This is a genomic window from Pseudomonas sp. A1230, from assembly GCF_044218825.1.
GTDB lineage: Bacteria > Pseudomonadota > Gammaproteobacteria > Pseudomonadales > Pseudomonadaceae > Aquipseudomonas > Aquipseudomonas iridis.
Window position 1 is genome coordinate 4,296,802 of the sequence record NZ_CP162582.1, and the last position, 25,197, is coordinate 4,321,998.

The 25,197-nt window shown below is 61.0% G+C and carries 24 protein-coding genes; 7 read left to right on the forward strand and 17 right to left on the reverse strand.

Features of this window, described 5'->3' with window-relative positions:
- Positions 1-3 precede the first annotated feature (3 nt).
- Entirely contained in the window at positions 4-1,425 is a 1,422-nt protein-coding gene (locus AB4P97_RS20120) for a DUF2300 domain-containing protein (protein WP_395602959.1), read from the reverse strand.
- Here AB4P97_RS20120 and AB4P97_RS20125 point away from each other — a divergent pair.
- The gene (locus AB4P97_RS20125) at positions 1,330-1,632 is read left to right on the forward strand and encodes a hypothetical protein (protein ID WP_395602960.1); all 303 of its coding nucleotides are present in this window, start codon (positions 1,330-1,332) and stop codon (positions 1,630-1,632) included. The two genes, AB4P97_RS20120 and AB4P97_RS20125, sit on opposite strands and share 96 nt — an antisense overlap.
- On the opposite strand, the gene AB4P97_RS20130 is transcribed toward AB4P97_RS20125, so the two are convergent.
- The 4 genes from AB4P97_RS20130 to AB4P97_RS20145 are packed head-to-tail and all read right to left on the reverse strand — an operon-like array spanning position 1,625 to position 9,373.
- On the reverse strand, positions 1,625-6,190 hold the full coding sequence (locus AB4P97_RS20130; protein WP_395601529.1) for an alpha-2-macroglobulin family protein: 4,566 nt from the start codon (positions 6,188-6,190) through the stop codon (positions 1,625-1,627). The two genes, AB4P97_RS20125 and AB4P97_RS20130, sit on opposite strands and share 8 nt — an antisense overlap.
- Complete coding sequence (locus AB4P97_RS20135; protein ID WP_042561286.1) at positions 6,187-6,825, reverse strand: DUF1175 domain-containing protein; 639 nt, start codon at positions 6,823-6,825, stop codon at positions 6,187-6,189. Before AB4P97_RS20135 ends, AB4P97_RS20130 begins: the two co-directional genes overlap by 4 nt.
- The gene (locus AB4P97_RS20140) at positions 6,822-8,534 is read right to left on the reverse strand and encodes a DUF2138 domain-containing protein (RefSeq protein WP_395601530.1); all 1,713 of its coding nucleotides are present in this window, start codon (positions 8,532-8,534) and stop codon (positions 6,822-6,824) included. The genes AB4P97_RS20135 and AB4P97_RS20140 overlap by 4 nt, the downstream gene beginning before the upstream one ends.
- A 47-nt stretch (positions 8,535-8,581) precedes the next feature.
- On the reverse strand, positions 8,582-9,373 hold the full coding sequence (locus tag AB4P97_RS20145) for a YfaP family protein (RefSeq protein ID WP_395601531.1): 792 nt from the start codon (positions 9,371-9,373) through the stop codon (positions 8,582-8,584).
- Positions 9,374-9,753: 380 nt separating this feature from the next.
- Between AB4P97_RS20145 and AB4P97_RS20150 the strand changes: the two genes are divergently transcribed.
- The 4 genes from AB4P97_RS20150 (at position 9,754) to AB4P97_RS20165 (ending at position 14,896) form a co-directional block, all read left to right on the forward strand.
- Positions 9,754-9,996 (forward strand): exodeoxyribonuclease VII small subunit, encoded by a 243-nt coding sequence (locus tag AB4P97_RS20150; RefSeq protein ID WP_003228627.1) that lies wholly within the window; start codon positions 9,754-9,756, stop codon positions 9,994-9,996.
- Positions 9,993-10,880 carry a (2E,6E)-farnesyl diphosphate synthase gene (gene ispA, locus AB4P97_RS20155; protein ID WP_042561289.1) on the forward strand — a complete coding sequence of 296 codons (888 nt, stop codon included), beginning with the start codon at positions 9,993-9,995 and terminating at the stop codon, positions 10,878-10,880. Before AB4P97_RS20150 ends, ispA begins: the two co-directional genes overlap by 4 nt.
- 91 nt (positions 10,881-10,971) lie before the next feature.
- Positions 10,972-12,870 (forward strand): 1-deoxy-D-xylulose-5-phosphate synthase, encoded by a 1,899-nt coding sequence (gene dxs, locus AB4P97_RS20160; protein ID WP_042561290.1) that lies wholly within the window; start codon positions 10,972-10,974, stop codon positions 12,868-12,870.
- A 139-nt stretch (positions 12,871-13,009) separates the two neighbouring features.
- The gene (locus tag AB4P97_RS20165; protein ID WP_395601532.1) at positions 13,010-14,896 is read left to right on the forward strand and encodes a TonB-dependent receptor domain-containing protein; all 1,887 of its coding nucleotides are present in this window, start codon (positions 13,010-13,012) and stop codon (positions 14,894-14,896) included.
- Between the two features lie 108 nt (positions 14,897-15,004).
- Here AB4P97_RS20165 and AB4P97_RS20170 read toward each other — a convergent pair whose 3' ends face one another.
- From AB4P97_RS20170 to nrdR, 12 genes are all read right to left on the reverse strand, one after another.
- Positions 15,005-15,805, reverse strand: coding sequence for a cobalamin-binding protein (locus tag AB4P97_RS20170; protein ID WP_395601533.1), 801 nt, complete (start codon positions 15,803-15,805; stop codon positions 15,005-15,007).
- Positions 15,805-16,224: a hypothetical protein gene (locus AB4P97_RS20175; protein ID WP_042561293.1), complete on the reverse strand. Its 420-nt coding sequence runs from the start codon at positions 16,222-16,224 to the stop codon at positions 15,805-15,807. Before AB4P97_RS20175 ends, AB4P97_RS20170 begins: the two co-directional genes overlap by 1 nt.
- A complete protein-coding gene (ribA, locus tag AB4P97_RS20180) occupies positions 16,221-16,838 on the reverse strand; it encodes a GTP cyclohydrolase II (protein WP_042561294.1) in 618 nt (205 codons plus the stop codon). The genes AB4P97_RS20175 and ribA overlap by 4 nt, the downstream gene beginning before the upstream one ends.
- A gap of 254 nt (positions 16,839-17,092) precedes the next feature.
- Complete coding sequence (locus AB4P97_RS20185) at positions 17,093-17,830, reverse strand: ABC transporter substrate-binding protein (RefSeq protein ID WP_042561295.1); 738 nt, start codon at positions 17,828-17,830, stop codon at positions 17,093-17,095.
- A gap of 34 nt (positions 17,831-17,864) precedes the next feature.
- Entirely contained in the window at positions 17,865-18,368 is a 504-nt protein-coding gene (locus tag AB4P97_RS20190) for a phosphatidylglycerophosphatase A (RefSeq protein WP_011336134.1), read from the reverse strand.
- Complete coding sequence (gene thiL, locus AB4P97_RS20195; protein ID WP_042561296.1) at positions 18,365-19,330, reverse strand: thiamine-phosphate kinase; 966 nt, start codon at positions 19,328-19,330, stop codon at positions 18,365-18,367. The genes AB4P97_RS20190 and thiL overlap by 4 nt, the downstream gene beginning before the upstream one ends.
- A 17-nt stretch (positions 19,331-19,347) precedes the next feature.
- Positions 19,348-19,848 carry a transcription antitermination factor NusB gene (gene nusB / locus AB4P97_RS20200; RefSeq protein ID WP_042561297.1) on the reverse strand — a complete coding sequence of 167 codons (501 nt, stop codon included), beginning with the start codon at positions 19,846-19,848 and terminating at the stop codon, positions 19,348-19,350.
- Positions 19,845-20,321, reverse strand: coding sequence for a 6,7-dimethyl-8-ribityllumazine synthase (gene ribE / locus AB4P97_RS20205; protein ID WP_003228649.1), 477 nt, complete (start codon positions 20,319-20,321; stop codon positions 19,845-19,847). Before ribE ends, nusB begins: the two co-directional genes overlap by 4 nt.
- 91 nt (positions 20,322-20,412) lie before the next feature.
- On the reverse strand, positions 20,413-21,504 hold the full coding sequence (gene ribBA / locus AB4P97_RS20210; RefSeq protein ID WP_042561298.1) for a bifunctional 3,4-dihydroxy-2-butanone-4-phosphate synthase/GTP cyclohydrolase II: 1,092 nt from the start codon (positions 21,502-21,504) through the stop codon (positions 20,413-20,415).
- Between the two features lie 16 nt (positions 21,505-21,520).
- Positions 21,521-22,186, reverse strand: a complete 666-nt coding sequence (locus tag AB4P97_RS20215) for a riboflavin synthase (RefSeq protein WP_042561299.1) — start codon at positions 22,184-22,186, stop codon at positions 21,521-21,523.
- A gap of 47 nt (positions 22,187-22,233) precedes the next feature.
- Positions 22,234-23,367 carry a bifunctional diaminohydroxyphosphoribosylaminopyrimidine deaminase/5-amino-6-(5-phosphoribosylamino)uracil reductase RibD gene (gene ribD, locus AB4P97_RS20220; RefSeq protein ID WP_042561300.1) on the reverse strand — a complete coding sequence of 378 codons (1,134 nt, stop codon included), beginning with the start codon at positions 23,365-23,367 and terminating at the stop codon, positions 22,234-22,236.
- Positions 23,364-23,828 (reverse strand): transcriptional regulator NrdR, encoded by a 465-nt coding sequence (nrdR, locus tag AB4P97_RS20225; protein WP_007910946.1) that lies wholly within the window; start codon positions 23,826-23,828, stop codon positions 23,364-23,366. The genes ribD and nrdR overlap by 4 nt, the downstream gene beginning before the upstream one ends.
- 128 nt (positions 23,829-23,956) lie before the next feature.
- Between nrdR and AB4P97_RS20230 the strand changes: the two genes are divergently transcribed.
- Together AB4P97_RS20230 and AB4P97_RS20235 are read left to right on the forward strand one after the other, a co-directional pair.
- Positions 23,957-24,421, forward strand: coding sequence for a YbaY family lipoprotein (locus tag AB4P97_RS20230; RefSeq protein WP_115146582.1), 465 nt, complete (start codon positions 23,957-23,959; stop codon positions 24,419-24,421).
- A complete protein-coding gene (locus tag AB4P97_RS20235) occupies positions 24,418-25,074 on the forward strand; it encodes a class I SAM-dependent methyltransferase (protein ID WP_395601534.1) in 657 nt (218 codons plus the stop codon). Before AB4P97_RS20230 ends, AB4P97_RS20235 begins: the two co-directional genes overlap by 4 nt.
- Positions 25,075-25,197: the final 123 nt, after the last annotated feature.

Sequence of the window (25,197 nt, forward strand, 5' to 3'; positions counted from 1 at the left end):
GGTCTATTCCAGCAAGAGGTGACGGGCGAGCCCTTCAATGTAGGTTTCATCCTGGCCGTTGGGATGTGCTTCAAAAGCCAGGTGCAGATATTCGTGGGTGAGGTCGAGGCGATCCTGCAGGGTGAGTACGCCGCGCACATAGATTCGTTGGCGCTCGCGGTCGACGAAGGGTCTGCCAAAAGCCAGTTTGCACACGGCGAACGTGCTGACTTCGTTGTAGCCGGTTTCGCTTTCCAGCTTCGGGCGCCAGCCGCGTCGTTGCTTTTGCAGCCAGTCTTGGGCGGCGGGCAGTGCTTCGCAGGAGGCGACTGGGTTGTCCCAACGGCTAAGGCTGGCGCGCGGATAGGCGTGGAGCAGAATCGCGTCGTAGCGCTGACCAGCATTGGCCTGCTCGACGGCTTGTTGCCAAGCGAGTTTGTCCGGGCCGGGTTGGTCTGAGTGATAGGTGACGATACTGCCGGCCAACACCAGATCCGCGGTCCATGCGGCGATACTGCGAGACTCCGCCGAGGCCGGACGCGGGGCGACGCGCTGGCGGGTGCTGCTGTCATCGATGCTCAGGCAATCGCCGCTACGCGCAGCGTTTTGCAGCAGGTAGGTGCGGATCGCCACGGCCAGCGCTTTGGCGGCTTCGGCGGGTTCGGGTTTGGCTTCGCGATCCAGCACCCGGGCGACGTATTCTTCGCGATCAAGCCTGGCGACGAGTTTGTTGTTGAGCAGAAACAGTTCGCCGTCGCTATGGATATCCAGCGCATTGCCGTTAGCGAATTCGACGCGGTAATCGCCCTGCAACGGTCCGGAAGTCACCGCCCGATCGCCAGCCAAAACACGTAACACCGGATAGCGCGAGAACAGAACGACTTCGACACAACGGCCCGTCTCTGCTGGCCAGACCGTTGGCAACACCGTCGCCAGTGCCTGACCGTAATTTCGTAGAACCATTTGACTGGTGCCACGCCCTCCCGCCCAAACCGGCGAGCCATCCACCGTCCAACCGGCAAATCCGCCCTGTCGCGATTGTGGGTCCTTATCGCCGAGCCAGCTCCAGGTTTTCACCCGCAAGCGCCCGCCCAATTCACCAACGACGTTGCCATCCGCCGCAGTCAGAACGACATCAAGCAACACGCGGCGCATCTGGTCTTGAGCTGGCAGCAAAGACAACACCATCAACAAATCAGCCACAGAAACTCGGGTAGCCGGTTGCACCAATGGCAGATCCAGCAACCACGACGGTGCCTGCCGCGTCTGCCAATACGCTCGCCAATCGGTAGAAGAAATCCCCAACCGCGTAGGCTCAAAATACAACCCACACGACTTTACCAACGCCTGATCACGTCCAATCTTGCCGCCAGCGCTGCAGCAATAAACTTCTTCTTTCGACTGCCCGCGACATTCATAAGCGGGCTCGCGAGCGCCGGTATCCACCAGCCACGCATAAACAAACAGCTTCCACAGACTGCCCAGCGGCGCATCCAGCGAAGGCGGCAACGGCTCGCGAGCGATCAGTTGCGTCTGGCTCAACGACAACAATTCACCCTTGTAGGCCACGCGCAAAGACTCATCCTGCGCCGTTGCCAGCGCGGGAATCACACACAACATCAGCCACAGCAGCGGCCGCTTCATGTCAGTTGACCGTGACCTGACCGAGGGCGGCTTTCGCTTCCTGAGCCTGATGTTGCGGCGCGTAGACCTGGGTGAAACGCACCGGCGGTAAATTGAACTGGCCCTTCTGCGAGAAACGCACCAGATGGCGCAGGCGCAATTCGCCACTCAGCGCATCCACCGGCACGGCATAAGCCAACTGCCCCGGCTCGAAACGCGCTTTCTCGAGTGCGGTCGGTTCGGTGCCGTCATTGCCCTGCAACTTGATGCCCCACGTTGTGCGCTCGACATCAGCGCCCGGTGGCAGCGGTACTTCAAGCATGCCGTAGCGCAGCGGTTTCGGCGCCTTGCTGGTGAGGATCACTTCGTCCAGATACAGGCTGTCGCTGGACAACGGCTTAGTGCCGACCGGCTCCAGTTTGAAAGTGAACGCTTCATCGCCCGGCACCAGTCGCGACAGACGCCGGGTGATGGTCACGGCCATTGGATCGATGGCCGGCTGTTGAGTCTGGAAACTCAGCGCCGCGCGCAGCGGACGCTCCTGAGTACCAGAAACCGTCAACACGCTCGGCACCGGCGTCGCCCCCTGCCACGTCCAGAACATCTCGCCACTGGCACCGTAGCTTTTCTTCCAGCCCTCACCCGGCGTCAGCGCAATGGTCGGCGAAGCCTGGGCGATGCTGCGTTGCAGCCAGGTCAGCGCCAGTGCGCGCTCGAGCGTCGATTGCTGCGGCAACAGGCGTTGCAGCAAGGCTTGCGCGCGAGCCTGATCGAACGGTTGTAGCGACAGATTCAGCGCTTCGACAAACGGCTGCGAACTGACCGACAGACGCTGTTGCGCAGCGCCCACCTGACGATTGAATGCGTCAGGCAACGCGACTTTCGCCTGTGTGGCCAGCGATGCGGTCAACACTCGCGCCGCCGCCAGACCGAGCGCCGAATCCGGATCGCTCATCACCAGGCTGTCTACGCCATCGTCGATCAGGGTTTCGGCATTGCCTTCACCCGCCTTCGCCAGATCCTCCATCAACCCCGTCAGCAGCGTGTTCACCGGCAAATGCATCTGCTTGGCGAACGACAGAATCAACGCCCGTTGCAGCAACGGAGTGTTCGGCGCCTGTTTGGCGTAAACCTCCAACACGCGCTGCCAATGCTCCGGCGGCAGCGTCAGATCCAGTACCTGGCTGGCATTCCAGTCGGCGAAGTAGGCGTAAGCGGTGAGGAACGCATCCGGCTCACCGTCGTAGCCCCACCAGGTGAAGCTCGCCGACGGCCCGGCCATTTGCACCAACCGCAGACGGCTGTTCTGCATGATCAGACGCAAGCGCTCGCGGATCTGCGGGCTCGATGCCAGCGAAGGATAGGCAATGCTCAGCGGCAACAAGCGACTGGCGGTCTGCTCGACCCCGCCGTACGGGTAGCTGAGCAGATCATCCAGCGCCGAACGGAACAGCGCTTGCGGGCTGTCATCCAGCCGCAGGCGAATATCGGTGGCGTCCGCCGGCAGGCTCAGTGGCGTATCGCCGCTGGCCACGTCGAGGCTTTGCGTCTGCGTCACTTGCCAGCCGTCACCGGTTGCGCTCAAGCGCACGGCCAGAGAATCAGCGGTTTTGCCGTCCTGCACCAACTCCGCCGTCCACTCGCCGGAAGCCAATGCGAACGCCGGCAGTGGCAGGTAGTTGATGCCGTTGTTCAGGGTCACCGGCAGGCGTTGTTCGGTGCCGGCGTAGTGGGTGACCAGCTCAGCCTTGACCGGTTTCTCGGCTTGGCTGAACGCGAAAATACCGAGTTGCGGCTGATCACCCTTACGGAATTTGCTCGGCCCGCTCCACTTCAGGTACAGCGGTTTTTCCGAGCGGACAAACTGCTTCTTCTGACCGACCTGACCGTCATCGGCGATGGCGCGGGCGGTGATGCGCCAGCGGGTCAGCGAGTCGGGCATCTTGAAGGTGAAGCGGGTTTTGCCGTCGGCACCGGTCAGCAATTCCGGTTGCCACGCAGCGGTATCGACGTCTTCACGACGCGGCCGCTCCAGCACTTTTACGCCACGTTCACTGCGGTTGGCTTTGCCCGGCGCACCGGGACTGCCCGGCAGCGCGACGTCGTAACTGATGAACGACAGGCTGGCGCTGGTGCGCACGTTGTTGCGCCGTGGATGGTAGAAGAACTGGTCGATGGTCGGCGCGACTTCCGGCTGCAACGCGTAAACCATTTCGTCGACAACACTCACCGTCAGATGCGCCGGAACTGCTTTACCGGCGAACTGCGTAGTCAGGTCGACGGTCACCGTGTCACCCGGCAGATACACCTGTTTGTCGGTGCTGATCGCCACGTCGATTTGCGGTGCGATCACTTTGATCCCGGCGTTCTGGAAACTGTACTGACCGCCCTTGGTGTAAAGCACGGAGAAGGTCAGGTTCGGTGCGAAGTTATCCTTCACCGCAATGCGTGCGCGGTATTGGGTGTCGCTGAGTTTTTCCAGTTTCAACCAGTCGCCGCCCTTGGCCAGCAGCGCGGTGGCTTCGACCTTGTCGCGCTCCAGCGACAGCAGTGCATCATTGACCGGCTCAGGGAAGGTGATCAGTGCCAGCGCTTCATCGCCGGCCTTGTACTCAGGTTTGTCGAGGACGATTTCGACGGTGCCCGGCACAGCTTTGACGCCGTCACCGGTGACCGCATGACCGGTGGCGCCGAGGACGCGACCGTGTTGATCCTTGAGCGTCAGGTTGTAAGTGCCCGGACGTTCAAAAGCCAGACTGAAGCCTTTGTCAGTCGCCGCGAGTTTGCCTTCGCCGGTGCTCTGGTCTTCCAGGCGCACCCAGCCGTAAGTGCTCGGCGTGACCGCTTTGCTCTGCTCGGTGCCGCCCTCGTTGGCGTAGCTGAACGCGACCTTGTCGCCGACCGCACTGAAACGCTGCGGCGCACTCAAGCGGAAACTCGCGGCGCCACGATCAATGAGGATTTCCTTGGTGGTCCTGACCCGATACGCCGCGCCATCGCTGGCGAACACGGTGAGCATGTAGCGGCTCGGTTTGTCGGCGGCCGGCAGGTCGAGGGTGGCGTTGCCTTTGCTGTCGGTGGTCAGTTCGGTGCTGGTCAGCTCCACCGGGAATTGCCCGAGGTATTGCAGTTCGTTGTCGACCATCGACAGTTGCTGCGCGCGCAGGCTCAGGGTCAGTTTGGCGTTCGCCACTGGTTTGCCGTCCGGGTACAACAGCACCAGACTGCCCTTGACCGGCTCGCCGGTGCGGTAATCCTGCTTGGCCAGATTCAGCGAAATCTCGAAGTGTGGCTTGATGTACTCAGCCACGCGGAAGGCGCTGCTGTAAGCCTGATCCTTATAGTTGAAGCGAATCTCGTACCCGCCCGCCACCGCGTTATCCGGCAACTGGAAACGACCCTGAGTGCCGGCCTTCGAATCGAGTTTCAGATCAAGGCGTTGCAGCTCGGTGCCAGTGGCGTCGAGCACGCTGACATTGACGTCTGCGGCACCCGGCAACACCGAATCCCGCGCATTCTTGAACTCGCGACCGACGATTTTCAGCGACACCCAATCACCAGGGCGATACAGCGGTCGGTCGGTGAAGGCATAGAGTTTGGTGTCGTAGATTTCGCTGTCGTAGTAGAAGTTTTCCGAGACGAATACACCGCCCTCCTCGTCCTCGCCGATGACGAAAGAACGCTCGGGGCTGACGTGTTTCAGGCGCAGCAAACCATCGGCATCAGTGGCGCCACTGCTCATCACGCCGAGGCCGTCGGTCCACAGCACATTGACCTTCGGCACCGAACTGCCTTCGTGTTTGCGCGCAGCCCAGACCAGCAATTCATCACCGGCAATCTTGCTCACTGCCACGGTGTTGGAAACAAAGACCATGGTGGTCGCGCGGTACTTGCCGATCAGCGCTTCGACCAGATAAAGACCCGGTTTCAACTGACCCAGCGGGATGTAAACGTTACCCGGCGCGACGCTGACAAAGTCGCTGGAAGACCCGGCCAGATTGACCCCGGCCGGTGGCTGAATCGGCTTGGCCTGCCACAGCGGATAACGGAACTGGCTGACCACCGGCAAGCCCGGAATCAGCGCGAATTGCGGCTGCGCGTCATACGGTGTCGGCGCGACGATGGCGTTGCCCATCTTCAGTTCCGGCACTTCCTCGGTGACCTGTTTGCGCGATTCATAGGAGAACGCACGCTGCATCACCCGCCGGGATTTGCGGTACCAGTTGTCCCACAGATACGCGAGGGTGTTGGACAAGCCTTCGCCCTTGAACTGGCCGTCGCTGACCACGCGGTGCAGGTTTTTCTGGCGCTTGAGGAAGTCCAGCGGCTTGTCGATGCGATACACGCGAATGTCGGCGCCGCCGTAAGGCTCCATGCGGAAACGCCGATAGTCGCGGCCCGGCGCTTCGAGGCGAACCATGGCCTGCTCGTCGGCAGCGAAACTGCTGTCAGCCAGCAGGAAAAAACTTTCGCCGGACACCGGTGTGTAGCCGCTCGGTTCGACGGTGTCTTCGGCGTTCACTGCCGAAAATGGCAGGGCTAATAGCAACAGCAGAGGCAGTAAACGCAGCATGCGGGCACCGGTCATTGGGAGAGAAAGTTCAGTCGATAGACGCCGATGAAGTTGGGGTTGGCTGCGTCGGGTATCCATCGGGTGTCCTTCCATGTCATGAGTTGCTGCAGGCTTGCCGAACGCATGCCGTTGTCAGTCGGGGTGGTGGTGCCGGTGTGATAGGCGATGTAGCGGCCCATCCAGATCATCAGGTGCTGGTCGTCGCCCTGATCGAAAAACATCAGGTCACCGGGACGTGCCTGCGACACGTCGCGGCTGACCAGATGACTGTTGAACTGAATCAGTTTGATTGCGTTGACGTACGGCCCGATCTTGCCGCCGCCCTGCTGCCATTGCTGGGCGAGCTTGCGCTGATCGTCGCTCAGCGACAGTTCCGGCGGCAGGTAACGATTGGACAGGCCATTGCTGCGCAGCCATTTATCGTCATGGACTTTCAGCGCTTCGTTGGCAGCGAAGCGCACCAGCCCGGCGCAATCCTGTTGATACCAGCGCGGGCTCGGGCCCTGGCTCAGTTGCTCCTGGGCGATGCGCACGAACCAGGCGCGGAACACCTGGGATTGTGCAGGATCGAGCGCAGGCGTTTCGATGGCTCGGGCGCCCGCGCTGAGTAACAGCGCTAGCAAGCCGAGACTGCGGATCAGTGCCGTCACAGCGCTTTCCACTCCAGCGGCAGCCACTGCCAGTGACCATCCGGCTCGCTGCCTTCAGGCAAGGTCAGGGCATATTTGCCGTAGCCGCCGAGAGTGCGAAGTTTTGGGATCAGATAGGTTTGCGCGGCGTTGTAGAACACCGGTTCCATGTCTTGCGGCAGGCTGTCGAGGGTTTCCTGCTGCATCAGTTGCGCCATCGAATCCGGGCCGAAATAGATCGGCATCAGCACGTCTTTGGGCAGCACATCGGCCATCGGCGGGAAGCGTTTGTCGAGGGTACCGAGGGCTTTGTCGACCAGTTTGTCGTCGAGGGAAAACAGCAGCGTCGAGCCGTGACGGGCGAGGCTGACCCTCATGAAAGCCTTGCCGCTGATTGCATCCGGATTCTCTGCGTCCCTGGCCGCGTAGGGACCGAAGCTGGAGCTGACTTGACGCTGCCAGACGTGGCTCTGGCCTTCCTGTTTCTCCACTACAGGGAATACTTTTTCTTCGACGTTGGACTCGAAGGCGCCGACCATCGACCCGAACAGTTTGCCGAGATCGCCGTCGAGCTTGCTGCTGTCCTCGTCCTTCAGACTGGCCACCAGCAATGGCGTGTACAACCGCGAATCGGCGTACCAGCACAAGCCCGCGGCACCCGCCACGTGTTCGGTGAGCGTCTGTGCCACGGCGTCTTCGGCGCCGAGTTTTACCAGCAACGGCTTTTGCGGTTCGGCAGCTACCGGCAACGTTACGCAGGCACTGGCGCCCAGTGGCATGGCTTGCCAGACCGGTTTGAAATCGAAATCCGGCTGGTTTTCCAGCTCGTCCATGGCTAGGTAGCTGTGCCAGCCCTTGTCGTCCATGTCGAAACGCAGGCCGGCGAAGTTCGGAATGAAGCGCTGGTAGCCCATGGCGAGGACGCTGGAATTCACCGAGAGTCGCTGTCTGGTTTCCGGGGTTTTAGCAGGCAGGCCGAAGGCTTCGGGGAACAGCTTTTCGCCGTTGAGCAATGCCGCCAGTGCTTGCGGCGAGACGTGGCCGGATTCCTCGGACACGCCGCTTTCAGGGTCGTAGTACTTGGCCGGATTGGACAGCACCACCAGTTTGTCGCCGCGCGAAGCGAACAGCAGCGATTTGCTGGCGTTGTAGCTCAACTGGTACAGCGGCACCTCGTCACTGCCAACCTTGAGATTGCCGAAAACACTGAGTTGCGTGTCATCGAGCGCGACTTTCGCCAGCGGCTCCAGCAGCTTGGCCAAACCACCGCGATCCATCACCAGCAGAAAGTCCTTCAAGCGACCATCGGCACCGCGCCACAGCGCGACATCGGCTGGCTGATCGAAAAGCTGTTCGATCAAGCTGTCCTGCAACTTCAGATCATGCTCGTAAATGATTCGGCGCAGACTACCGATCAAGCCGAGGCGATCGGCGTGGGTTTCGTAATAGAAGACGAAATCTTCGGTGAGCGTGGCCTTGAGGAACGGTACCGTCAGCAGGTCTTTGGGTAACTGGCTCAGCGAGCGGGTTTCCAGCAATGCATCCGGGCGGCTCAGGCCGAGCCTGTCACCGGCAAGCTCCACCGGCGGCGCCTTGGGTTTGAGCAGCAGCCAGCCAAAACCGCCCGCCACGCTGGCCACCAGGCACAGTCCGACCAACAGCAACGGCCAGCGCCGGGAAGGTTTGCCAGCAGGTGTTTCGGCAGCCGGGGTAACAGTGTTATCGCTCATCTTCACGCTCATTCCCAACGCTCACGATTTCATCCATGGCGGGATACTTAATAGTTGAAAGTCTTGACCAGCAGCAGATCACCAATCGCCCGCAGGGGCACGATGAACGTCTCGCGTTTTTCGTCGACGGTGTTTTCATTGAGCACCAGCGTGATTTGCGAGGTAATCACCTCGTTCTGATTGCTGGTCTCCTCGAAGTTATAGCCGCCGTTGCCGAAATTGCCCCAATAGTTGACGTAAACCAGATAGGTGCCGTGCAGCGGCGCGGTCATGGTGAACATCTCAGGGCCGGGGCCATCGACGCCGTCGGGGTCGAGGCCGCCGCCGTTGCTCAATGCCGGCCGCGCCCAGAACGCATGCTGGCCATCGGGCGTGACAATGTGCAGATCCAGCTCAGCCTTTGGATCGTCCCACCCCAAGACAAGACGAATTCGCGCCGGCGTGCGCAAATTATTTGCTTCATAAAATTGCACGCGCTTGAGCGACTCGCCCTCGGCGCTGATCACCTCGACACTGTTGGAACCGGCGCCAAAGGCATATGGCCGGGCGAAACGGCCCTGATCGTCGGTGTACAGATTCAGCGGATTGCCATTGACGGCGAGGCTGTGCGGCGGGCGCATATGGCCGATGGCTTTGAGCTGGCCCTGGATCATCGTGCGATTGCGCTGGATGCCACGATCGATCGGTGGCGTCGGATAGGCGACTTGCGGGTTTTCCGTGCGATCGAGCAAGCCGTGATAACGCCAGCCACCCACCGGTTCCGACAGCTCGGCACTCGGTGCGGCCAGCAGCGCGGGTGCGCAGACCATCCCGAGCAACAGCAAAATGAATGAACGCATGTAATGCCTCCTGCCATGCCTGAACGAAACCTTGCACCCGATCCTCGGTACTTCACAGCCTCTGAAACTGCGTTTCGTCTGAAAGACCCGTGACTATCGGGTCGTAGAAGGCGCGAAGATTATCCATTCGGCGTTTTTTTAACAATCGGATACATGTGCTATCGCTGTAGGAATTACGCGTATTTGTTGTGCGTGAGCCGAATAGCGGAATTATTCGGCTCACAGAATGAGCCGAATACACCGTCACCCTCCTGGAATCCCCCTATATCCCCCTGCTCCCTCGCCACAGAAATACGGGGCGCAGATAGCCCGCTCATTTGCCCATACCCCCCCTATCTGCTAGTGTCGCGCCGGTTTAACGTCAACCGGAAACTGCCGCCATGGCCCGCAAAAAAGCTGCACTGGATTTCGAACAGTCCCTCGCCGACCTGCAAACATTGGTCGAGCGTCTGGAGAACGGTGAATTGTCGCTGGAAGACTCGCTGACCGCTTTCGAGCAGGGCATCGGGCTGACCCGTGACTGCCAGGCAGCGCTGGCTCAGGCTGAGCAGAAGGTGCAAGTGCTGCTGGAGCGCGATGGCGAACTCGCCGAGGAACCCTTCGACGCGGAACAGCCAGAATGATTGCAGCGTATTCGGCGACCAGCCAGGCCCGGGTCAACGCGGCACTGGAAAGCCTGTTCAACGCCCCGTTGCCAGAACTGGCGCGCCTCTATGAGGCCATGCGCTACAGCGTGATGAACGGCGGCAAACGCGTGCGTCCGCTGTTGGCTTACGCCGCGTGCGAAGCCCTCGGTGGCAAGGCTGAGCAGGCCAACGGCGCGGCTTGCGCGGTGGAGCTGATCCACGCCTATTCGCTGGTGCACGACGATTTACCGGCGATGGACGACGACGACCTGCGTCGCGGCCAGCCCACCACTCACAAGAAATTCGATGAGGCTTGCGCGATTCTCGCCGGTGACGGCTTGCAGAGTCTGGCGTTCAGCGCCTTGCTCGATCCGCGCCTGAGCGACCTGAGCGCCGATATCCGTTTGCAGATGGTCAGTGCGCTCGCACTGGCCGCAGGCCCGGCCGGCATGGTCGGCGGTCAAGCCATCGACCTCGGTTCGGTCGGTCTCAAGCTCGATCAGCAAGCCCTTGAACTGATGCACCGACACAAGACCGGTGCGCTGATCGAAGTCAGCGTCAAACTCGGTGCCCTGGCCAGCGGCCGCGCCAAGCCGGATGAACTGCAATCCTTGCAGACTTACGCACAAGCCATCGGCCTCGCCTTCCAGGTGCAGGACGATATCCTCGACGTCGAAAGCGATACCGCCACCCTCGGCAAACGCCAAGGCGCCGATATCGCCCGGGACAAGCCGACCTACCCGGCGCTGCTCGGCCTGGACGCGGCCAAGGCCTATGCGCTGGAGCTGCGCGATCAGGCTCTCCACGCCCTGCGACCGTTTGACGCGGCAGCCGAGCCGTTGCGCGAGTTGGCCCGGTATATCGTCGAGCGTCGCAGCTGACGGCGAATCGGCCAAAAAAGATCAACGCGTGGGCAGTGGGCGATGCATCAGGTAAACTGCCGCATCTTTTATACCTATAACGATTCGCCTGATGCCCACGACGTTTCATGAGATTCCCCGCAAGCGCCCGACCACGCCCCTGCTCGACCGTGCGAATACGCCGGACGGCCTGCGCCGGTTAGCCGAAGCCGAGCTGGAAACCCTGGCTGATGAGTTGCGCCTGGAATTGCTCTACACGGTCGGCCAGACCGGTGGGCATTTCGGTGCCGGTCTGGGCGTCATCGAGCTGACCATCGCGTTGCATTACGTCTTCGACACCCCGGACGACCGGCTGGTGTGGGACGTTGGTCATCAGGCTTATCCGCACAAGATCCTCACCGGTCGCCGTGAGCGCATGGAATCGCTGCGCCAGAAGGACGGCATCGCCGCTTTCCCGCGTCGCGCCGAGAGCGAGTACGACACCTTTGGCGTTGGCCACTCCAGCACGTCGATCAGCGCAGCGCTGGGCATGGCGATTGCCGCCCGCCTGCAGAACAGTGATCGTAAGGCGATTGCCGTGATCGGCGACGGCGCATTGACCGCCGGTATGGCCTTCGAGGCGCTGAACCATGCGCCGGAAGTCAACGCCAACATGCTGGTGATCCTCAACGACAACGACATGTCGATCTCGCGCAACGTCGGTGGCCTGTCGAACTATCTGGCGAAGATTCTTTCCAGCCGCACTTACGCGAGCATGCGTGAAGGCAGTAAAAAAGTGCTGTCGCGCCTGCCCGGCGCCTGGGAAATCGCCCGTCGCACCGAAGAGTACGCAAAAGGCATGTTGGTTCCAGGCACCCTGTTCGAAGAGCTGGGCTGGAACTACATTGGCCCGATCGACGGCCACGATCTGCCGACCCTGATCGCTACGCTGCGCAACATGCGTGACCTGAAGGGCCCGCAATTCCTGCACATCGTCACCAAGAAAGGCAAAGGCTTCGCCCCGGCGGAAGTCGACCCGATCGGTTACCACGCCATCACCAAGCTCGAGCCTGTCGACGCGCCGGCCACTGCGCCGAAGAAAACCGGCGGGCCGAAGTATTCGGCAGTGTTCGGCGAATGGCTGTGCGACATGGCCGCGGCTGATCCGCGTCTGGTCGGGATTACCCCGGCGATGAAGGAAGGCTCGGATCTGGTGGCGTTCAGCGAGCGCTTCCCGCTGCGTTATTTCGACGTGGCGATTGCCGAGCAACACGCGGTGACGTTCGCCGCTGGCATGGCCTGCGAAGGCGCAAAACCGGTCGTGGCGATCTACTCGACGTTCCTCCAGCGCGGTTACGACCAACTCGTTCACGATGTGGCGGTGCAAAACCTCGACGTGCTATTTGCCATCGACCGCGCAGGCCTGGTAGGCGAAGACGGCCCGACCCACGCCGGCAGCTTCGACCTGTCCTACCTGCGCTGCATCCCGGGCATGGTCATCATGACCCCGAGCGATGAAAACGAACTGCGCCAAATGCTCACCACCGGTCACCTGTACAACGGCCCGGCGGCAGTGCGTTACCCGCGCGGCAATGGCCCGAATGCGGCTATCGAGAAAGACCTCGAACCGATCGAAATCGGCAAAGGCATCGTCCGTCGTCAGGGCAGCAAGGTCGCCCTGCTGGTGTTCGGCGTGCAACTGGCCGAGGCGCTGAAAGTCGCCGAGAAGCTGGATGCAACAGTGGTCGACATGCGCTTCGTCAAACCACTGGACGAAGCTTTGGTGCGCGAGATTGCCGGCAGCCACGAGTTGCTGGTGACCATCGAAGAGAACGCGATCATGGGCGGCGCCGGTGGCGCAGTCAGCGAATTTCTCGCCCGCGAGAATATCCTCAAGTCGATGCTGCATCTGGGCCTGCCCGATGTTTACGTCGAGCATGCAAAGCCTGCGCAGATGCTGGCCGAGTGCGGGCTGGATGAAGCGGGGATCGAAGCGTCGATTCGTGAGCGTCTGGAATTGCTTAACAAGTAAACGCAATACCCTTGTGGGAGCGAGCCTGCTCGCGAAAGCGGACTGTCAGTCAAATCATTTCTGACTGATACACCGCATTCGTGAGCAGGCTCGCTCCCACATTTGATTTGTGTATACCCGATACTCCCGATGGATTGCCATGAAACTCTCGCGCCTCGCCCTGCCCTTTTTCCTGCTGCCATCCGCTAGCGCTGTCGCCGACACCTTCGAGCGGGATCAAGCGCTGAAGCTGCCGGACGTTTTGATCAGCGCCAACCGTCAGGTCGAAGCGCGCAATGACAGCAGCGCCGCCAACACTGTGTTCACCCGCGAAGACATTGATCGCCTGCAACCGAGCGATGTATCAGACCTGCTGCGTCGCGTGCCGGGCGTGCAAGTGGCGCAAGCCGGTGGGCGCGGCAGCTTGCCCGGGGTCTATATCCGCGGGACGCAGTCGGCGCAAAGCCTGGTGCTGGTCGACGGCCAGCGCATCGGCAGTTCCACTTCCGGTGACAGCAATCTGCAACACCTGAACATCGAGCAGATCGAACGCGTGGAAGTGCTGCGCGGTTCGCGCTCGGTGATTTACGGCAGCGATGCGATTGGCGGGGTAATTCAGATTTTTACCCGTCGCGGGGCTGAGCAAGGCGTGCAACCACGCATGCATGTCGGCTTCGGCAGCCATCAAACCTGGGAACGCAGCCTCGGCCTGTCCGGTGGCGACGACAAAACCCGCTTCAACCTTGGCGCCAGCCTGGATGAAACCGCCGGGATCGACCGTACTCATGAGTCATACCCGAGCGACGGCGATCACGATGCCTACCGCAACAAGTCAGTGAGCCTGAGCCTCAGCCATGCGCTGACTGATGACATAGAAGTCGGCGCCAACCTGCTGGATAACCGTGGCAAAAGCGAGTTCGACAATCCGTTCGGACGCTTCGACATGACCACGTTCGAATCGGTCCAGCAACAGCCCTACAGCGATTTCAACGTTAGCAGCGTCAGCAGTTATGTCGATGCCCGGGTCAACGATATCTGGAAAACCCGCATTGAATTCGGCCACACCGAAAACCGCGAAAAGACACTGGATAAGCTCAGCGACGAGCGCACAGTGTTCAACACTTACCGCGATTCGGTGAACTGGCAGAACGACTTGACCCTGGATGCACGCAACAGCCTGATCCTCGGCGGCGACTGGTACGAAGACCGGATCAATAGCAGCACCGCGTTCGACGAGGACAGCCGCTGGAACCGCGCCGCGTTCATCCAGCACCGTTATCAGGCTGACAGTTTCTCCACCGAACTCGGTTTGCGTCACGACGACAACCAGCAGTTCGGCGGTCAGAACACCTGGAGCGGCACATTCACCCTACCGCTCAATCCGGACAACGATCTGCTGCTCAGCTACAGCGAAGGCTTCCGTGCACCGACCTTCAACGACCTTTACTACCCGGATTTCAGCAACCCAAACCTGAAACCGGAAACCTCGAAAAGCTACGAGCTGCAATGGCGTAGCCAGTTGAGTGAAAGCAGTCGACTGGAAGCGTCGCTGTACCGCACGGATCTTGAAGACGCGATCATCTTCGGCAGCAACTCACGCCCGGAAAACGTGGCTTCAGCACGGATCAACGGCTTTGAAGCGGCGCTGAAGCAGGAATTGTTTGGCTGGCAGAGCAACCTTGGCGTGGCGATCATCGACCCGCGCGACCGTGATACCGGCCATACGTTGGCACGACGAGCACGGCGGACGTTGAGTTGGGATCTGGATCGGCAGTTTGATCGACTGAGCGTCGGTGCCAGTTGGCAGGCGGTGAGCAGCAGCTATGACGACCTGACCAACAATCAAACACTAGGTGGTTACGCGTTGTTCGGTCTGCGCAGCAGTTGGGCGCTGAACCGGGAGATCAAACTGGATCTGAAGGTGGATAACCTGCTGGACAAGGGTTACAGCCGCGCAAACTACAGCTATGGCGGCAACCAGTACGGTTATCGCGAGGAAGGCCGGGCCTGGATGTTTGGGGTGACCTGGACGCCTGAACTGCGCTGAAACCTCTGAAGTAGCTGATGCTCCCTGTAGGAGCTGCCGCAGGCTGCGATCTTTTGATCTTCTAAAACAACATCAAAAGATCGCAGCCTGCGGCAGCTCCTACAGGGGTTAATTGTCAGGCTGGATGAGGTGGCAGAGCTTGGCGGTGGCGTCGATCATCTGGCCACTCGGGCGTTCCAGACCTTTGTCGGTTACCCGCAGCAATGCCCCCTGCTTTACAGCCGCCACCTGCGGCCATGCCTTCCACGCATCCAGCTGCGCCTGATCACTGGCCAGAATCACCTCGGGATCTCGCTGCAATACTGCCTCAATGCTGACTTGCGGCGCCGGCAGGCTCAAGTCGCCGAACACATTGCGCGCGCCGCACACCTCAAGCGCATCGCTGATGATCTGCCCCCCGCCAACGGTATACAGCGGCTTGTCCCACACCTGATAGAACACCTTAAGCGGCGTGTCCCGGTGATAACGCTGGCGCAGGTGGTCGAGTTTCTGGCGAAGATCCGTCGCCAGTTTCACCCCACGCTCGGGCCGGCCCAGTTGCCCGGCGATGGCTTCGATTTGCGCAGAAAGCTGTTCAAGGCTGTGCGATTCAGCGACGTAAGTCGGGATGTTCAGCCGCTTGAGCTGATCGCGCTGCGCCGGCCCGACACTACCAGGCCAGAGCAACAACAGATCAGGTTTGAGACTGAGCAAACGCTCCATGTCGAGTTGGCCATAGCGGCCCACCGAGGGAAGATTCGCAATCGCAGCAGGCCGCTCGCCCGCATCCAGCACGCCGACCAGCAGATCGGCGGAATTCAGTTCAACGACGATTTCAGAGAGAGACGGCGCGAGGCTGACCACACGCAGAGCGGCGAATACAGGGCCATTGATGGCCAGCAGCAGAACCGCCAGCCAGAGACGGTGCATCAGCCGAGTTGACGCGGGATACGGTAGAGGTAAAACAGCACGACGGTGGACAGTGCCAGCAACATCAGCGGTATGGCTTCAAGGCCGACAAATACCGCCAGTGCACCGATCCACGCAGGCAATGCGGCCGCGAGAAATGCCGCTCGGCGGCTTGCCGCGAGGGCGATCCAGGCTGCCGGCTCATCCGCTGTATCGAGGGCTTTTTGCGTAGCGATCAGCGCATGTTTGTAGCGGCCAAAATACTTCAGGCTGACGAACATCGACGCGACACCGGCAATGAACAGCGGCATCGCCAGCACCGGCAGAATCGCCTCGCCCTGACCAAACACGGCATTCAGCACGAACAACGGCACCAGCGCTAACGCCAGGTATTTCCACCAGTCGACGCTGAGGCGACGCTTTACCTGACCGCGAGTCACGCCCTGTCTACCTCACCCTGATGCTCATTGCCCATCATGTGGTCGAGCTTGCTGGCCTTGGTCGCCAGATACAGTTTGTTGTGCGGGTTGTGGCCAGTGTGCAGCGGCACGCGCTCGGCGACGACGATGCCCATGTCGGTCAGGGCTTTGACCTTGCGCGGGTTGTTGGTCATCAGACGCAGGGCCTTCACGCCCAAATGTTCGAGCATCGGCAGGCACATCGCGTAGTCGCGCTGGTCGGCGGCAAAGCCCAGACGTTCGTTGGCTTCAACGGTATCGGCGCCGCCATCCTGCAATTCATAGGCGCGGATCTTGTTCAACAGACCGATGCCGCGACCTTCCTGACGCAGGTAGAGCAATACACCACGACCTTCGCGAGCGATGGCCTTGAGCGCGCCTTCCAGTTGCGAACCGCAGTCGCAGCGCTGGCTGAACAGGGCATCACCGGTCAGGCATTCAGAATGCAATCGGCCGAGTACCGGGGCACCGTCGGTGAAATCACCCAAGCTCAGTACGACGTGCTCGCGGCCGGTGGCTTCATCGAGAAAACCGTGCATGGTGAATTGCGCAAAAGGCGTTGGCAGCTTGGAAGCGGCAACAAAAACGACAGGCACCGGTGTGCTCCTGATCTAAAAAAGTCTGAAGATTCGCTGGGCGGCATTGTAACAGCAGGTTCCTACAGACGCTTAGGCTGAATTATCGGGCATAACGATCAAAAAGTTTGATGACTTCCCCGACAACATGAGTCCCTGTGGGAGCTGGCTTGCCAGCGATTGCGGTGGGTCAGCGAATAATATTGCGATTGATACACCGTCATCGCTGGCAAGCCAGCTCCCACAGGGTTCAGTTTCGAACCGACCGATCCGCGTCACGGCTGCTCGAACGGATACGGCTGCTTCCACTTCTCGAAAATCGGTTTCAGCTCGCCGCTCTTCACCAATTGCTCCATACGTTTGTCGAACAGTGCCATCAACGTGCGCGCCTTGGGGGTGTTGGCGAAGCACAGGTACAGCGGCAACTCGGCAACATGGGTCGTGCGAAATTGCGACGGATCCCTCGCCCGACTGACCACGTAATTGATTTCAGTCAGCGCGTCGATGTAATAGTCGGCACGGTTGTGGGTCAGCATCGACAGGATTCCGGTGCGTCGGATGACTTCGTTGAAGCTCTGCACATTGGGCAGGTAGTTCTGGTAATCGTAGCCGCGCACCCAGGCCAGTCGATAGCTGCCCAACGTTTTCAGCGTTGGCGCCGGGTTGCTGGCAAGGCCCAGCGCATAGATGTGATCGATATCGAAATTCCAGCGCGGATAGAGCAGATCACTGAACTCTTCGTGATAGGAGCCCACGCAAGCATCGACTTCTGCACGCTGCGCCAGCCCTACAGAACGGGTATAGGGTTCGCTGCGAATATCGAGTTTTACCCCGACCGGCTCGAACACCTTACGCATCACATCCCAGGCAAGACCATGGCCATCGGCAGCGGTGTAGTCTTCCCAGACTTCGCTGGCCAGATGAATCACCGAGGGCATCGGCGCGGCTTCCTGCGCACTGGCGACAGTGCCCAGCACCGCCAAAAACACTCCTGCCAACCAGCGCCGAGACATCCTTAGTACCCTCTCTAACCTGACAACCCTCGAATCAGGCAAATACCCACACCAGCCCCTGCATCGCCAGCCAAGCGAACACGCCAGCCAGCACGTCGTCGAGCATGATGCCGACACCGCCATGAACATGCCGGTCGATCCAGCGGATCGGCCACGGCTTGAGAATGTCGAAGAAGCGGAACACCAGGAAACCCGCGAGTAACCAGTACCAGCCTTCCGGCACCAGCCACAGGGTAATCCACATCCCGACCATTTCGTCCCAGACGATGCCTTCGTGGTCGTGCACGCGCAGATCGTCGGCCACCTTGCCGCACAGCCAGAAGCCGAACAGCATGGTGATGCCGAGCATCAGCCAGTACCCCCAGTCAGGCAACATCTGCCACAACGGGATAAAGGGTAGCGCAACGAGCGAACCCCACGTGCCCGGTGCTTTGGGCAAGGTGCCCGAACCGAAGCCAAAGGCGAGAAAATGCCAGGGATTGCGCCAGACAGAAGGCGGAACGAATTCGGCCGGAACCTGTTTCGGGTGATCTGTCACGGTGACTCCTGAAAATGTTGATAGCCCCGGATTTGCGGGGTGATGTCGTGCCCTTCGCGGTCCAGTAGCGCCACGCCCTGCCCCTCTGCCACACGACCGATAACATGGATCGGCCAACCATCGGCCAACAGTGCCGGCAACTCGACGGACGGTAACGTAAAGGCCAGCACGTAATCATCGCCACCGCTCAGCGCCGCACGCTCGGCACCGCGCTGACCAAGAAACGCCACTAGTGCATCCGACAGCGGTACACGCTCACGTTCAATTTGAAGTCGCACCTTCGACGCCAACGCGATGTGCCCGCAATCGGCGAGCAAACCGTCGGAGATATCCAGCGCTGACGTGGCTTTGCCGCGCAGCGCCTGACCGAGCGCGAGTTGCGGTTGCGGTGACCAGTAGTGATCGAGCAGCGGCTGGGCGATGTCCGGCGCGGCGTCGCGCTGGCGCAACACCAGCGGCAATGCACCAGCGGCATTGCCCAGTTCACCGCCGACACACAGCAAATCACCTGGCTGCGCGCCACTGCGGGTCAAGGCCAGTCCGGTGGGGACGCGGCCGAACACCGTGACGGTCAGGCTCAACGGCCCGCGCGTGGTGTCGCCACCGACCAGGGCCACGCCGCAGCTCTGCGCCATGCGGTTCAAACCGCGGGCATAGGCTTGCAGCCAATCGGCGGTCACCGTCGGCACAGTCAGGGCAAGGGTAAAGGCAATGGGCGTAGCGCCCATGGCGGCCAGATCGCTGACCGCAACGGCCAGCGAGCGCTGACCGAGCAGATATGGATCGCAAGGATCGGCGAAATGCACGCCGGCCACCAGCGTATCGGTGGAGATTGCCAGCTGTTCCCCGGGGGGAACCGCCAGCAAGGCGCAGTCGTCGCCGATCCCGAGAGCAACGCCCTCGCCGCCCTGCGCACAAGGCGCGGCGGCGAAGAAATTGCGGATCAGCTCAAACTCGCCCATTGGATATCAAGCGCGTATCAGCGCTTGAACGCCTTCACTTCAGCTTCACGCAGATGCGGGGCCAGCTTGTCGAGCACACCGTTGACGAACTTGTGGCCGTCGGTCGAACCGTAGACTTTCGCCAGTTCGATGCCTTCGTTGATCACCACTCGGTACGGCACGTCGACGCGCTTGAGCAGCTCCCAGGTGGACAGGCGCAGCACGCACAGCTCAACCGGGTCCAGCTCTTCGATGGTCAGGTCCAGGCACGGCGCCAACGCAGTGTCGATCTCGGTCTGGTTGGCCGGAACACCGTGCAGGATGTCGTGGAAGTAGCTGGCATCGGCAAAGGTAAAATCGTTATCGACGCGAAACTGCGCTTCGATTTCGTTCAGCGAAGTGCCGGCCAGAAGCCGCTGGTACAAAGCCTGAGTCGCCAACTGACGGGCAGCGCGGCGCTTCTCGCTTTTCGAAGGCTTGCCGGCGTCCGCTGGACGTGGGTCGCGCGGGTTGAAACGATCGCTTTCGTCGCTAATCACTTGGCCTCCAACTGTGCCAGCAGGCTGACCATTTCCAGTGCGGACAGGGCAGCTTCAGCACCTTTGTTACCGGCCTTGGTGCCGGAACGTTCGATGGCTTGCTCGATGGAATCAACGGTCAGGACGCCGAACGCAACCGGAACGCCGAACTCCATGGACACCTGGGCCAGGCCCTTGGTGCACTCGCCTGCCACGTATTCGAAGTGCGGAGTACCGCCACGAATGACCGCGCCGAGGGCGATGATTGCTGCGAACTCGCCTTTCTGAGCGACTTTCTGCGCAACCAGCGGGATTTCGAAGGCGCCAGGAGCGCGGATGATGGTGATGTCGCTTTCGCTCACGCCGTGGCGAACCAGGGCATCAACTGCACCGCTGACCAGGCTTTCAACAACGAAGCTGTTGAAACGGCCCACTACCAAAGCGTAGCGGCCTTTAGGGGCGATGAAGGTACCTTCGATGGTCTTCAGGGTCATTCGTCAGTTCTCTTAAAGAGCCGGGACGCGTCTGCTACGCGTCCCTCAGTGATTTATTTGCCGCGAATTCAGGGCCGGAAACAACCGGTCATTATTCGGAGGGCACGTATTCTACAACTTCCAGATCGAAACCGGATATCGCATTAAATTTCATGGGTGCCGACATCAGGCGCATTTTGCGCACACCGAGGTCACGCAGGATCTGCGAACCGGCACCGACGATGCTGTAAGTGGTCGGTTTTTTCGCCGGCACCTGATCGCCGGTTTCGCGAATATGCGCCAGCAACACGTCGCCATCCAGTGGGTGACCCAGCAACAGCACCACGCCGCTGCCGGCCTCGGAAACGGCAGCCATGGCGGCGCGCAGGCTCCAGCGACCAGGCTGCTTGACCATCAACAGATCGCGCAGCGGGTCCATGTTGTGCACGCGAACCAGGGTTGGCTCTTCAGCGCAAACAGTGCCCAGCGTGAGGGCCATGTGTACGTCACCTTCTACCGAATCACGATAGGTCACCAGGTTGAATTGGCCCAGTTCGCTGTCCAGTGGCTGCTCGGCAATCCGCTGAACGGTACGTTCGTGGATCATCCGGTAGTGAATCAGGTCGGCAATGGTGCCGATCTTGATGTTGTGTTCAGCGGCGAACGCTTCCAGCTCAGTGCGACGGGACATGGTGCCGTCGTCGTTCATCACTTCGCAGATCACGCCGCTTGGCTCGAAACCGGCCATGCGCGCCAGATCGCAAGCGGCTTCAGTGTGGCCGGCGCGCGCCAGGGTGCCGCCAGCCTGAGCCATCAGCGGGAAGATGTGGCCGGGGCTGACGATGTCTTCAGCCTTGGCGTCTTTCGCGGCGGCAGCCTGCACGGTGCGTGCACGGTCAGCGGCGGAGATGCCGGTGGTCACGCCTTCGGCCGCTTCGATCGACACGGTGAACTTGGTGCCGAACCCAGAGCCGTTGCGTGGTGCCATCAGCGGCAGCTTCAACAGCTCGCAGCGCTCGCGGCTCATCGGCATGCAGATCAGGCCACGGGCGTGCTTGGCCATGAAGTTGATGTGTTCGGCCTTGCAGCACTCGGCGGCCATGATCAGGTCGCCTTCGTTCTCGCGGTCTTCGTCATCCATGAGGATGACCATCTTGCCTTGGCGGATGTCTTCAACCAGTTCTTCGATGCTATTGAGCGCCACAAGGCACCCCCTTCAGTCAGGAATTGAGGTAGCCGTTGGCGGCCAGAAAACTTTCGGTAATCGTGCCACCAGCGCTCGGCTCTGCGGCTTTGTCGCCCAACAGCAGGCGCTCCAGATAACGCGCCAGCAAGTCGACCTCCAGGTTCACCCGACGACCCGGCTTGTAGGAAGCCATGATGGTTTCGCTCAGGGTGTGCGGAATGATCGTGAGCATGAACTCGGCGCCATCGACTGCGTTCACGGTCAGGCTGGTGCCGTCGACGGTGATCGAGCCTTTATGGGCGATGTACTTGGCCAGTTCTTTCGGTGCGCGGATGCGAAACTCCACGGCGCGGGCATTATCGGCGCGGGAGACGATTTCGCCGACACCGTCGACGTGACCGCTGACCAGGTGACCACCGAGACGAGTGGTCGGGGTCAGGGCTTTTTCCAGATTGACCGGGCTGCCGCTTTTCAGGTCATTCATGGCGGTGCAGTCCAGCGTTTCGCGGCTGACGTCGGCGGCAAAGCCGTTGCCCGGCAGCTCGACAGCCGTCAGGCAGACGCCGTTGACCGCGATGCTGTCGCCGAGTTTGACGTCGCTCAGGTCGAGCTTGCCGGTTTCAACATGCACCCGTACATCGCCGCCCTTTGGGGTCATTGCACGGATGCTGCCGATGGATTCGATGATGCCGGTAAACATGGGGTTCTCCTTGAGAACGAAGCCAGCGCTAACGCGATGGCCGGGAATTATACGCTCGCCGTAAGGACAGGGATGGCAGTGACTCGCCAGTCATCGCCCACCGCACGAATTTCAGTGATTTTCAGCTCCGGCGCATCCTTCATATAGGCCAGCGGCCAGTCCAGCAATGGACGCGCCGTGGAGCCAAGGAACTTGCCGGCGATAAAGATCACGAACTCATCGACCAGACCGAGCTGGGCAAACGCCCCCGCCAAACGCGGACCGGCCTCGACCAGCACCTCGTTGACGTCACGGTTGGCCAACTCGACCAGCAATTGATGCAGGTCGACCTGACCGTCATCACCCGGCACGATCAAACATTCCGGGCCGTTGGCGTATTGCTCTTCGACGGCCATGCAGGTCGCGACCAGCGCCGGGCCAGCCTTGAAGAACGGCGCATCAAGCGGCACCCGCAGACGCCCGTCGATCAAAACCCGCAGCGGCGGGCGGCTCATGGCCAATGCGGTTTGTTCGGCATCCAGACCCAGTTCGTCGGCGCGAACCGTCAAGCGCGCGCCATCGGCCAGCACGGTATCGGCGCCGGTCAGCACCACGGCCGCCTGAGCACGCAAACGCTGCACCGCCGAACGCGCGGACGGGCCGGTGATCCACTGGCTCTCGCCGCTTTCCATCGCCGTGCGACCGTCCAGACTCATGGCCAACTTGACGCGCACGAACGGCAGGCCGTGCTCCATGCGCTTCAAAAATCCGTGATTGAGCCTGCGCGCTTCGGCTTCCAGCACGCCGCTTTCAGTCGCAATGCCGGCATCGGCCAGACGCTGCAAACCGCGCCCGGCCACTTGCGGATTCGGATCACGCATTGCCGCAACCACTCGGCCGACACCGGCAATGACCAGCGCATCGGCGCACGGCGGCGTGCGCCCATGGTGGCTGCAAGGCTCGAGGGTGACGTATGCCGTAGCGCCGCGAGCCAGCTCACCGGCGGCGCGCAAGGCGTGGACTTCGGCGTGAGGTTCGCCGGCGCGCTCGTGCCAGCCTTCGCCGACAATCTGCCCGTCCTTCACGATCACGCAGCCAACCCGAGGATTGGGGTGCGTGGTGTAGTGACCTTTGCGCGCCAGTTCCAGCGCACGCGCCATGAAGTGGGCGTCGAGGATGGCCTGCTCGGCGACGGTGGTCATTCTTTCACCGGTTCGCGGGCGAGGCGGTCGATTTCTTCGCGGAACTCGTTGAGGTCCTGGAAGCGCTTGTACACCGAAGCGAAACGGATGTAGGCGACTTCATCAAGCTTTTGCAGCTCGGCCATGACCAGTTCGCCGACCACGAGGGATTTGACCTCGCGCTCGCCGGTGGCGCGCAGCTTGTGCTTGATGTGGACCAGAGAGGATTCGAGGCGCTCGACGCTCACCGGACGTTTCTCCAGAGCGCGTTGCATGCCCGCGCGCAGTTTTTCTTCGTCGAACGGTTGGCGGCTGCCATCGGTTTTGATCAGGCGCGGCAACACCAGTTCGGCCGTCTCGAATGTCGTGAAACGTTCGCCGCAGGCCAGGCATTCACGCCGGCGGCGCACCTGTTCGCCCTCGGCGACCAGACGCGAGTCGATGACCTTGGTGTCGTTGGCACCGCAGAAGGGACAGTGCATGGTGGCTGGCAACAAAAAAAGGGAGGGCCATGGTAGCGCATCCCGGTGGCAAGACAAGACATAGGGTTTGCGGTATACAGACGGGCATGATCGTTTGATCCATGGATTTCATTTTGCCGGAGCTGCCAATGCCTTTACGTCCGCTCGTTTTGCTCAGTCTTTTCAGCCTGCTGGTGGCCTGTGGCAGCGATGCGCCCAAGCCTCAACCGCCCACACCAGGACCGGCGCCGCAGCAGGCGCAGAAAAAAGCCAATCAGGCCGCTGCCCTCGGCCCGCTGCCCGCTCATCAACGCGAACTGAGCGGCACCCTGCAAGGTGTGCCGGCCGGTGCCGAAGTCGAACTGGCGCTGCTGGTGATCGATGCAAAGGATCGCCCGCAACAACTGCTCGCCAGTTCCAGCCTGATCGGCACCAACCAGATCCTGCCATTCCACGTGCGTTTCAATCCCGAGGCCTTTCCAGCGGGGGCGCGGGTTGAGCTGCGTGGCCGGGCGAGTCAGTCCGGCCAACTGATCCTGCATCTACCGTCGCAAACCATCACCCAGCCGACCACGCAGGCGTTGGGCCAGTTGCAATTCGTCAAAGCACCATGAATGCACCGCTCGACCTGCAACAGGCATTGGGTGAATTGCTCGGCGACGCCAGACTCAAGGCCTGCGCGTTGCCCGGGACTGATTTACAGCTCTGGCTGATCGACGGCGACAACATGGCGCGCGAATTCAGCCAGGAAGAAACCCAGCGAATCCTGCATGAGCCGCCGTACTGGAGCTTTTGCTGGGCCAGCGGTCTGGCGGTGGCGCGCTATCTGGCTGAGTTTCCCGGATGGGTACGCGGCAAGCGCGTGCTGGATTTCGGCGCCGGTTCCGGCATCGCCGGGATTGCGGCGGTGAAGGCCGGCGCGCTGGAAGTGGTGGCCTGTGATCTCGATCCGCTGGCGATTGCCGCCTGTCGGGCGAATGCCGCGCTCAATGATGTGCAGATGAGTTATTCGACGGACTTCTTTGCCGAGGCGGATCGCTTTGATCTGATCCTGGTCGCGGATGTGTTGTACGACCGGGCGAATCTGCCGTTGCTGGATGCGTTTCTCAGCCGTGGCCGCGAGGCATTGGTGGCGGATTCGCGGGTCCGGGATTTTCGCCATCCGTTGTATGAACGCATTGAGATGCTGGAGGCGATGACTTTGCCGGATCTGGCTGAGCCGGAAGAATTTCGGCATGTCAGCCTTTACCATGCGCGGCGTGATTGATAACGCCAAAAGATCGCAGCCTGCGGCAGCTCCTACAGTGGTCGGGTCCACCGCCAATATTGCGGATGAACGATAAACCTGTAGGAGCTGCCGAAGGCTGCGATCTTTTGCTTCACCCCTTAT

Bases quoted from the DNA above. Each gene is read 5' to 3' on its own strand.
- AB4P97_RS20170 (WP_395601533.1), bottom strand. From the start codon at position 15,805: ATGCACCGTCTCTGGCTGGCGGTTCTGCTGCTGGCCATCAATGGCCCT.
- AB4P97_RS20150 (WP_003228627.1), top strand. From the start codon at position 9,754: ATGGCCCGCAAAAAAGCTGCACTGGATTTCGAACAGTCCCTCGCCGAC.
- AB4P97_RS20235 (WP_395601534.1), top strand. From the start codon at position 24,418: ATGAATGCACCGCTCGACCTGCAACAGGCATTGGGTGAATTGCTCGGC.
- AB4P97_RS20145 (WP_395601531.1), bottom strand. From the start codon at position 9,373: ATGCGTTCATTCATTTTGCTGTTGCTCGGGATGGTCTGCGCACCCGCG.
- thiL (WP_042561296.1), bottom strand. From the start codon at position 19,330: ATGGGCGAGTTTGAGCTGATCCGCAATTTCTTCGCCGCCGCGCCTTGT.
- ribE (WP_003228649.1), bottom strand. From the start codon at position 20,321: ATGACCCTGAAGACCATCGAAGGTACCTTCATCGCCCCTAAAGGCCGC.
- AB4P97_RS20215 (WP_042561299.1), bottom strand. From the start codon at position 22,186: ATGTTTACCGGCATCATCGAATCCATCGGCAGCATCCGTGCAATGACC.
- ribD (WP_042561300.1), bottom strand. From the start codon at position 23,367: ATGACCACCGTCGCCGAGCAGGCCATCCTCGACGCCCACTTCATGGCG.
- nrdR (WP_007910946.1), bottom strand. From the start codon at position 23,828: ATGCACTGTCCCTTCTGCGGTGCCAACGACACCAAGGTCATCGACTCG.
- AB4P97_RS20130 (WP_395601529.1), bottom strand. From the start codon at position 6,190: ATGACCGGTGCCCGCATGCTGCGTTTACTGCCTCTGCTGTTGCTATTA.
- AB4P97_RS20230 (WP_115146582.1), top strand. From the start codon at position 23,957: ATGCCTTTACGTCCGCTCGTTTTGCTCAGTCTTTTCAGCCTGCTGGTG.
- ispA (WP_042561289.1), top strand. From the start codon at position 9,993: ATGATTGCAGCGTATTCGGCGACCAGCCAGGCCCGGGTCAACGCGGCA.
- AB4P97_RS20185 (WP_042561295.1), bottom strand. From the start codon at position 17,830: ATGTCTCGGCGCTGGTTGGCAGGAGTGTTTTTGGCGGTGCTGGGCACT.
- dxs (WP_042561290.1), top strand. From the start codon at position 10,972: ATGCCCACGACGTTTCATGAGATTCCCCGCAAGCGCCCGACCACGCCC.
- AB4P97_RS20140 (WP_395601530.1), bottom strand. From the start codon at position 8,534: ATGAGCGATAACACTGTTACCCCGGCTGCCGAAACACCTGCTGGCAAA.
- AB4P97_RS20165 (WP_395601532.1), top strand. From the start codon at position 13,010: ATGAAACTCTCGCGCCTCGCCCTGCCCTTTTTCCTGCTGCCATCCGCT.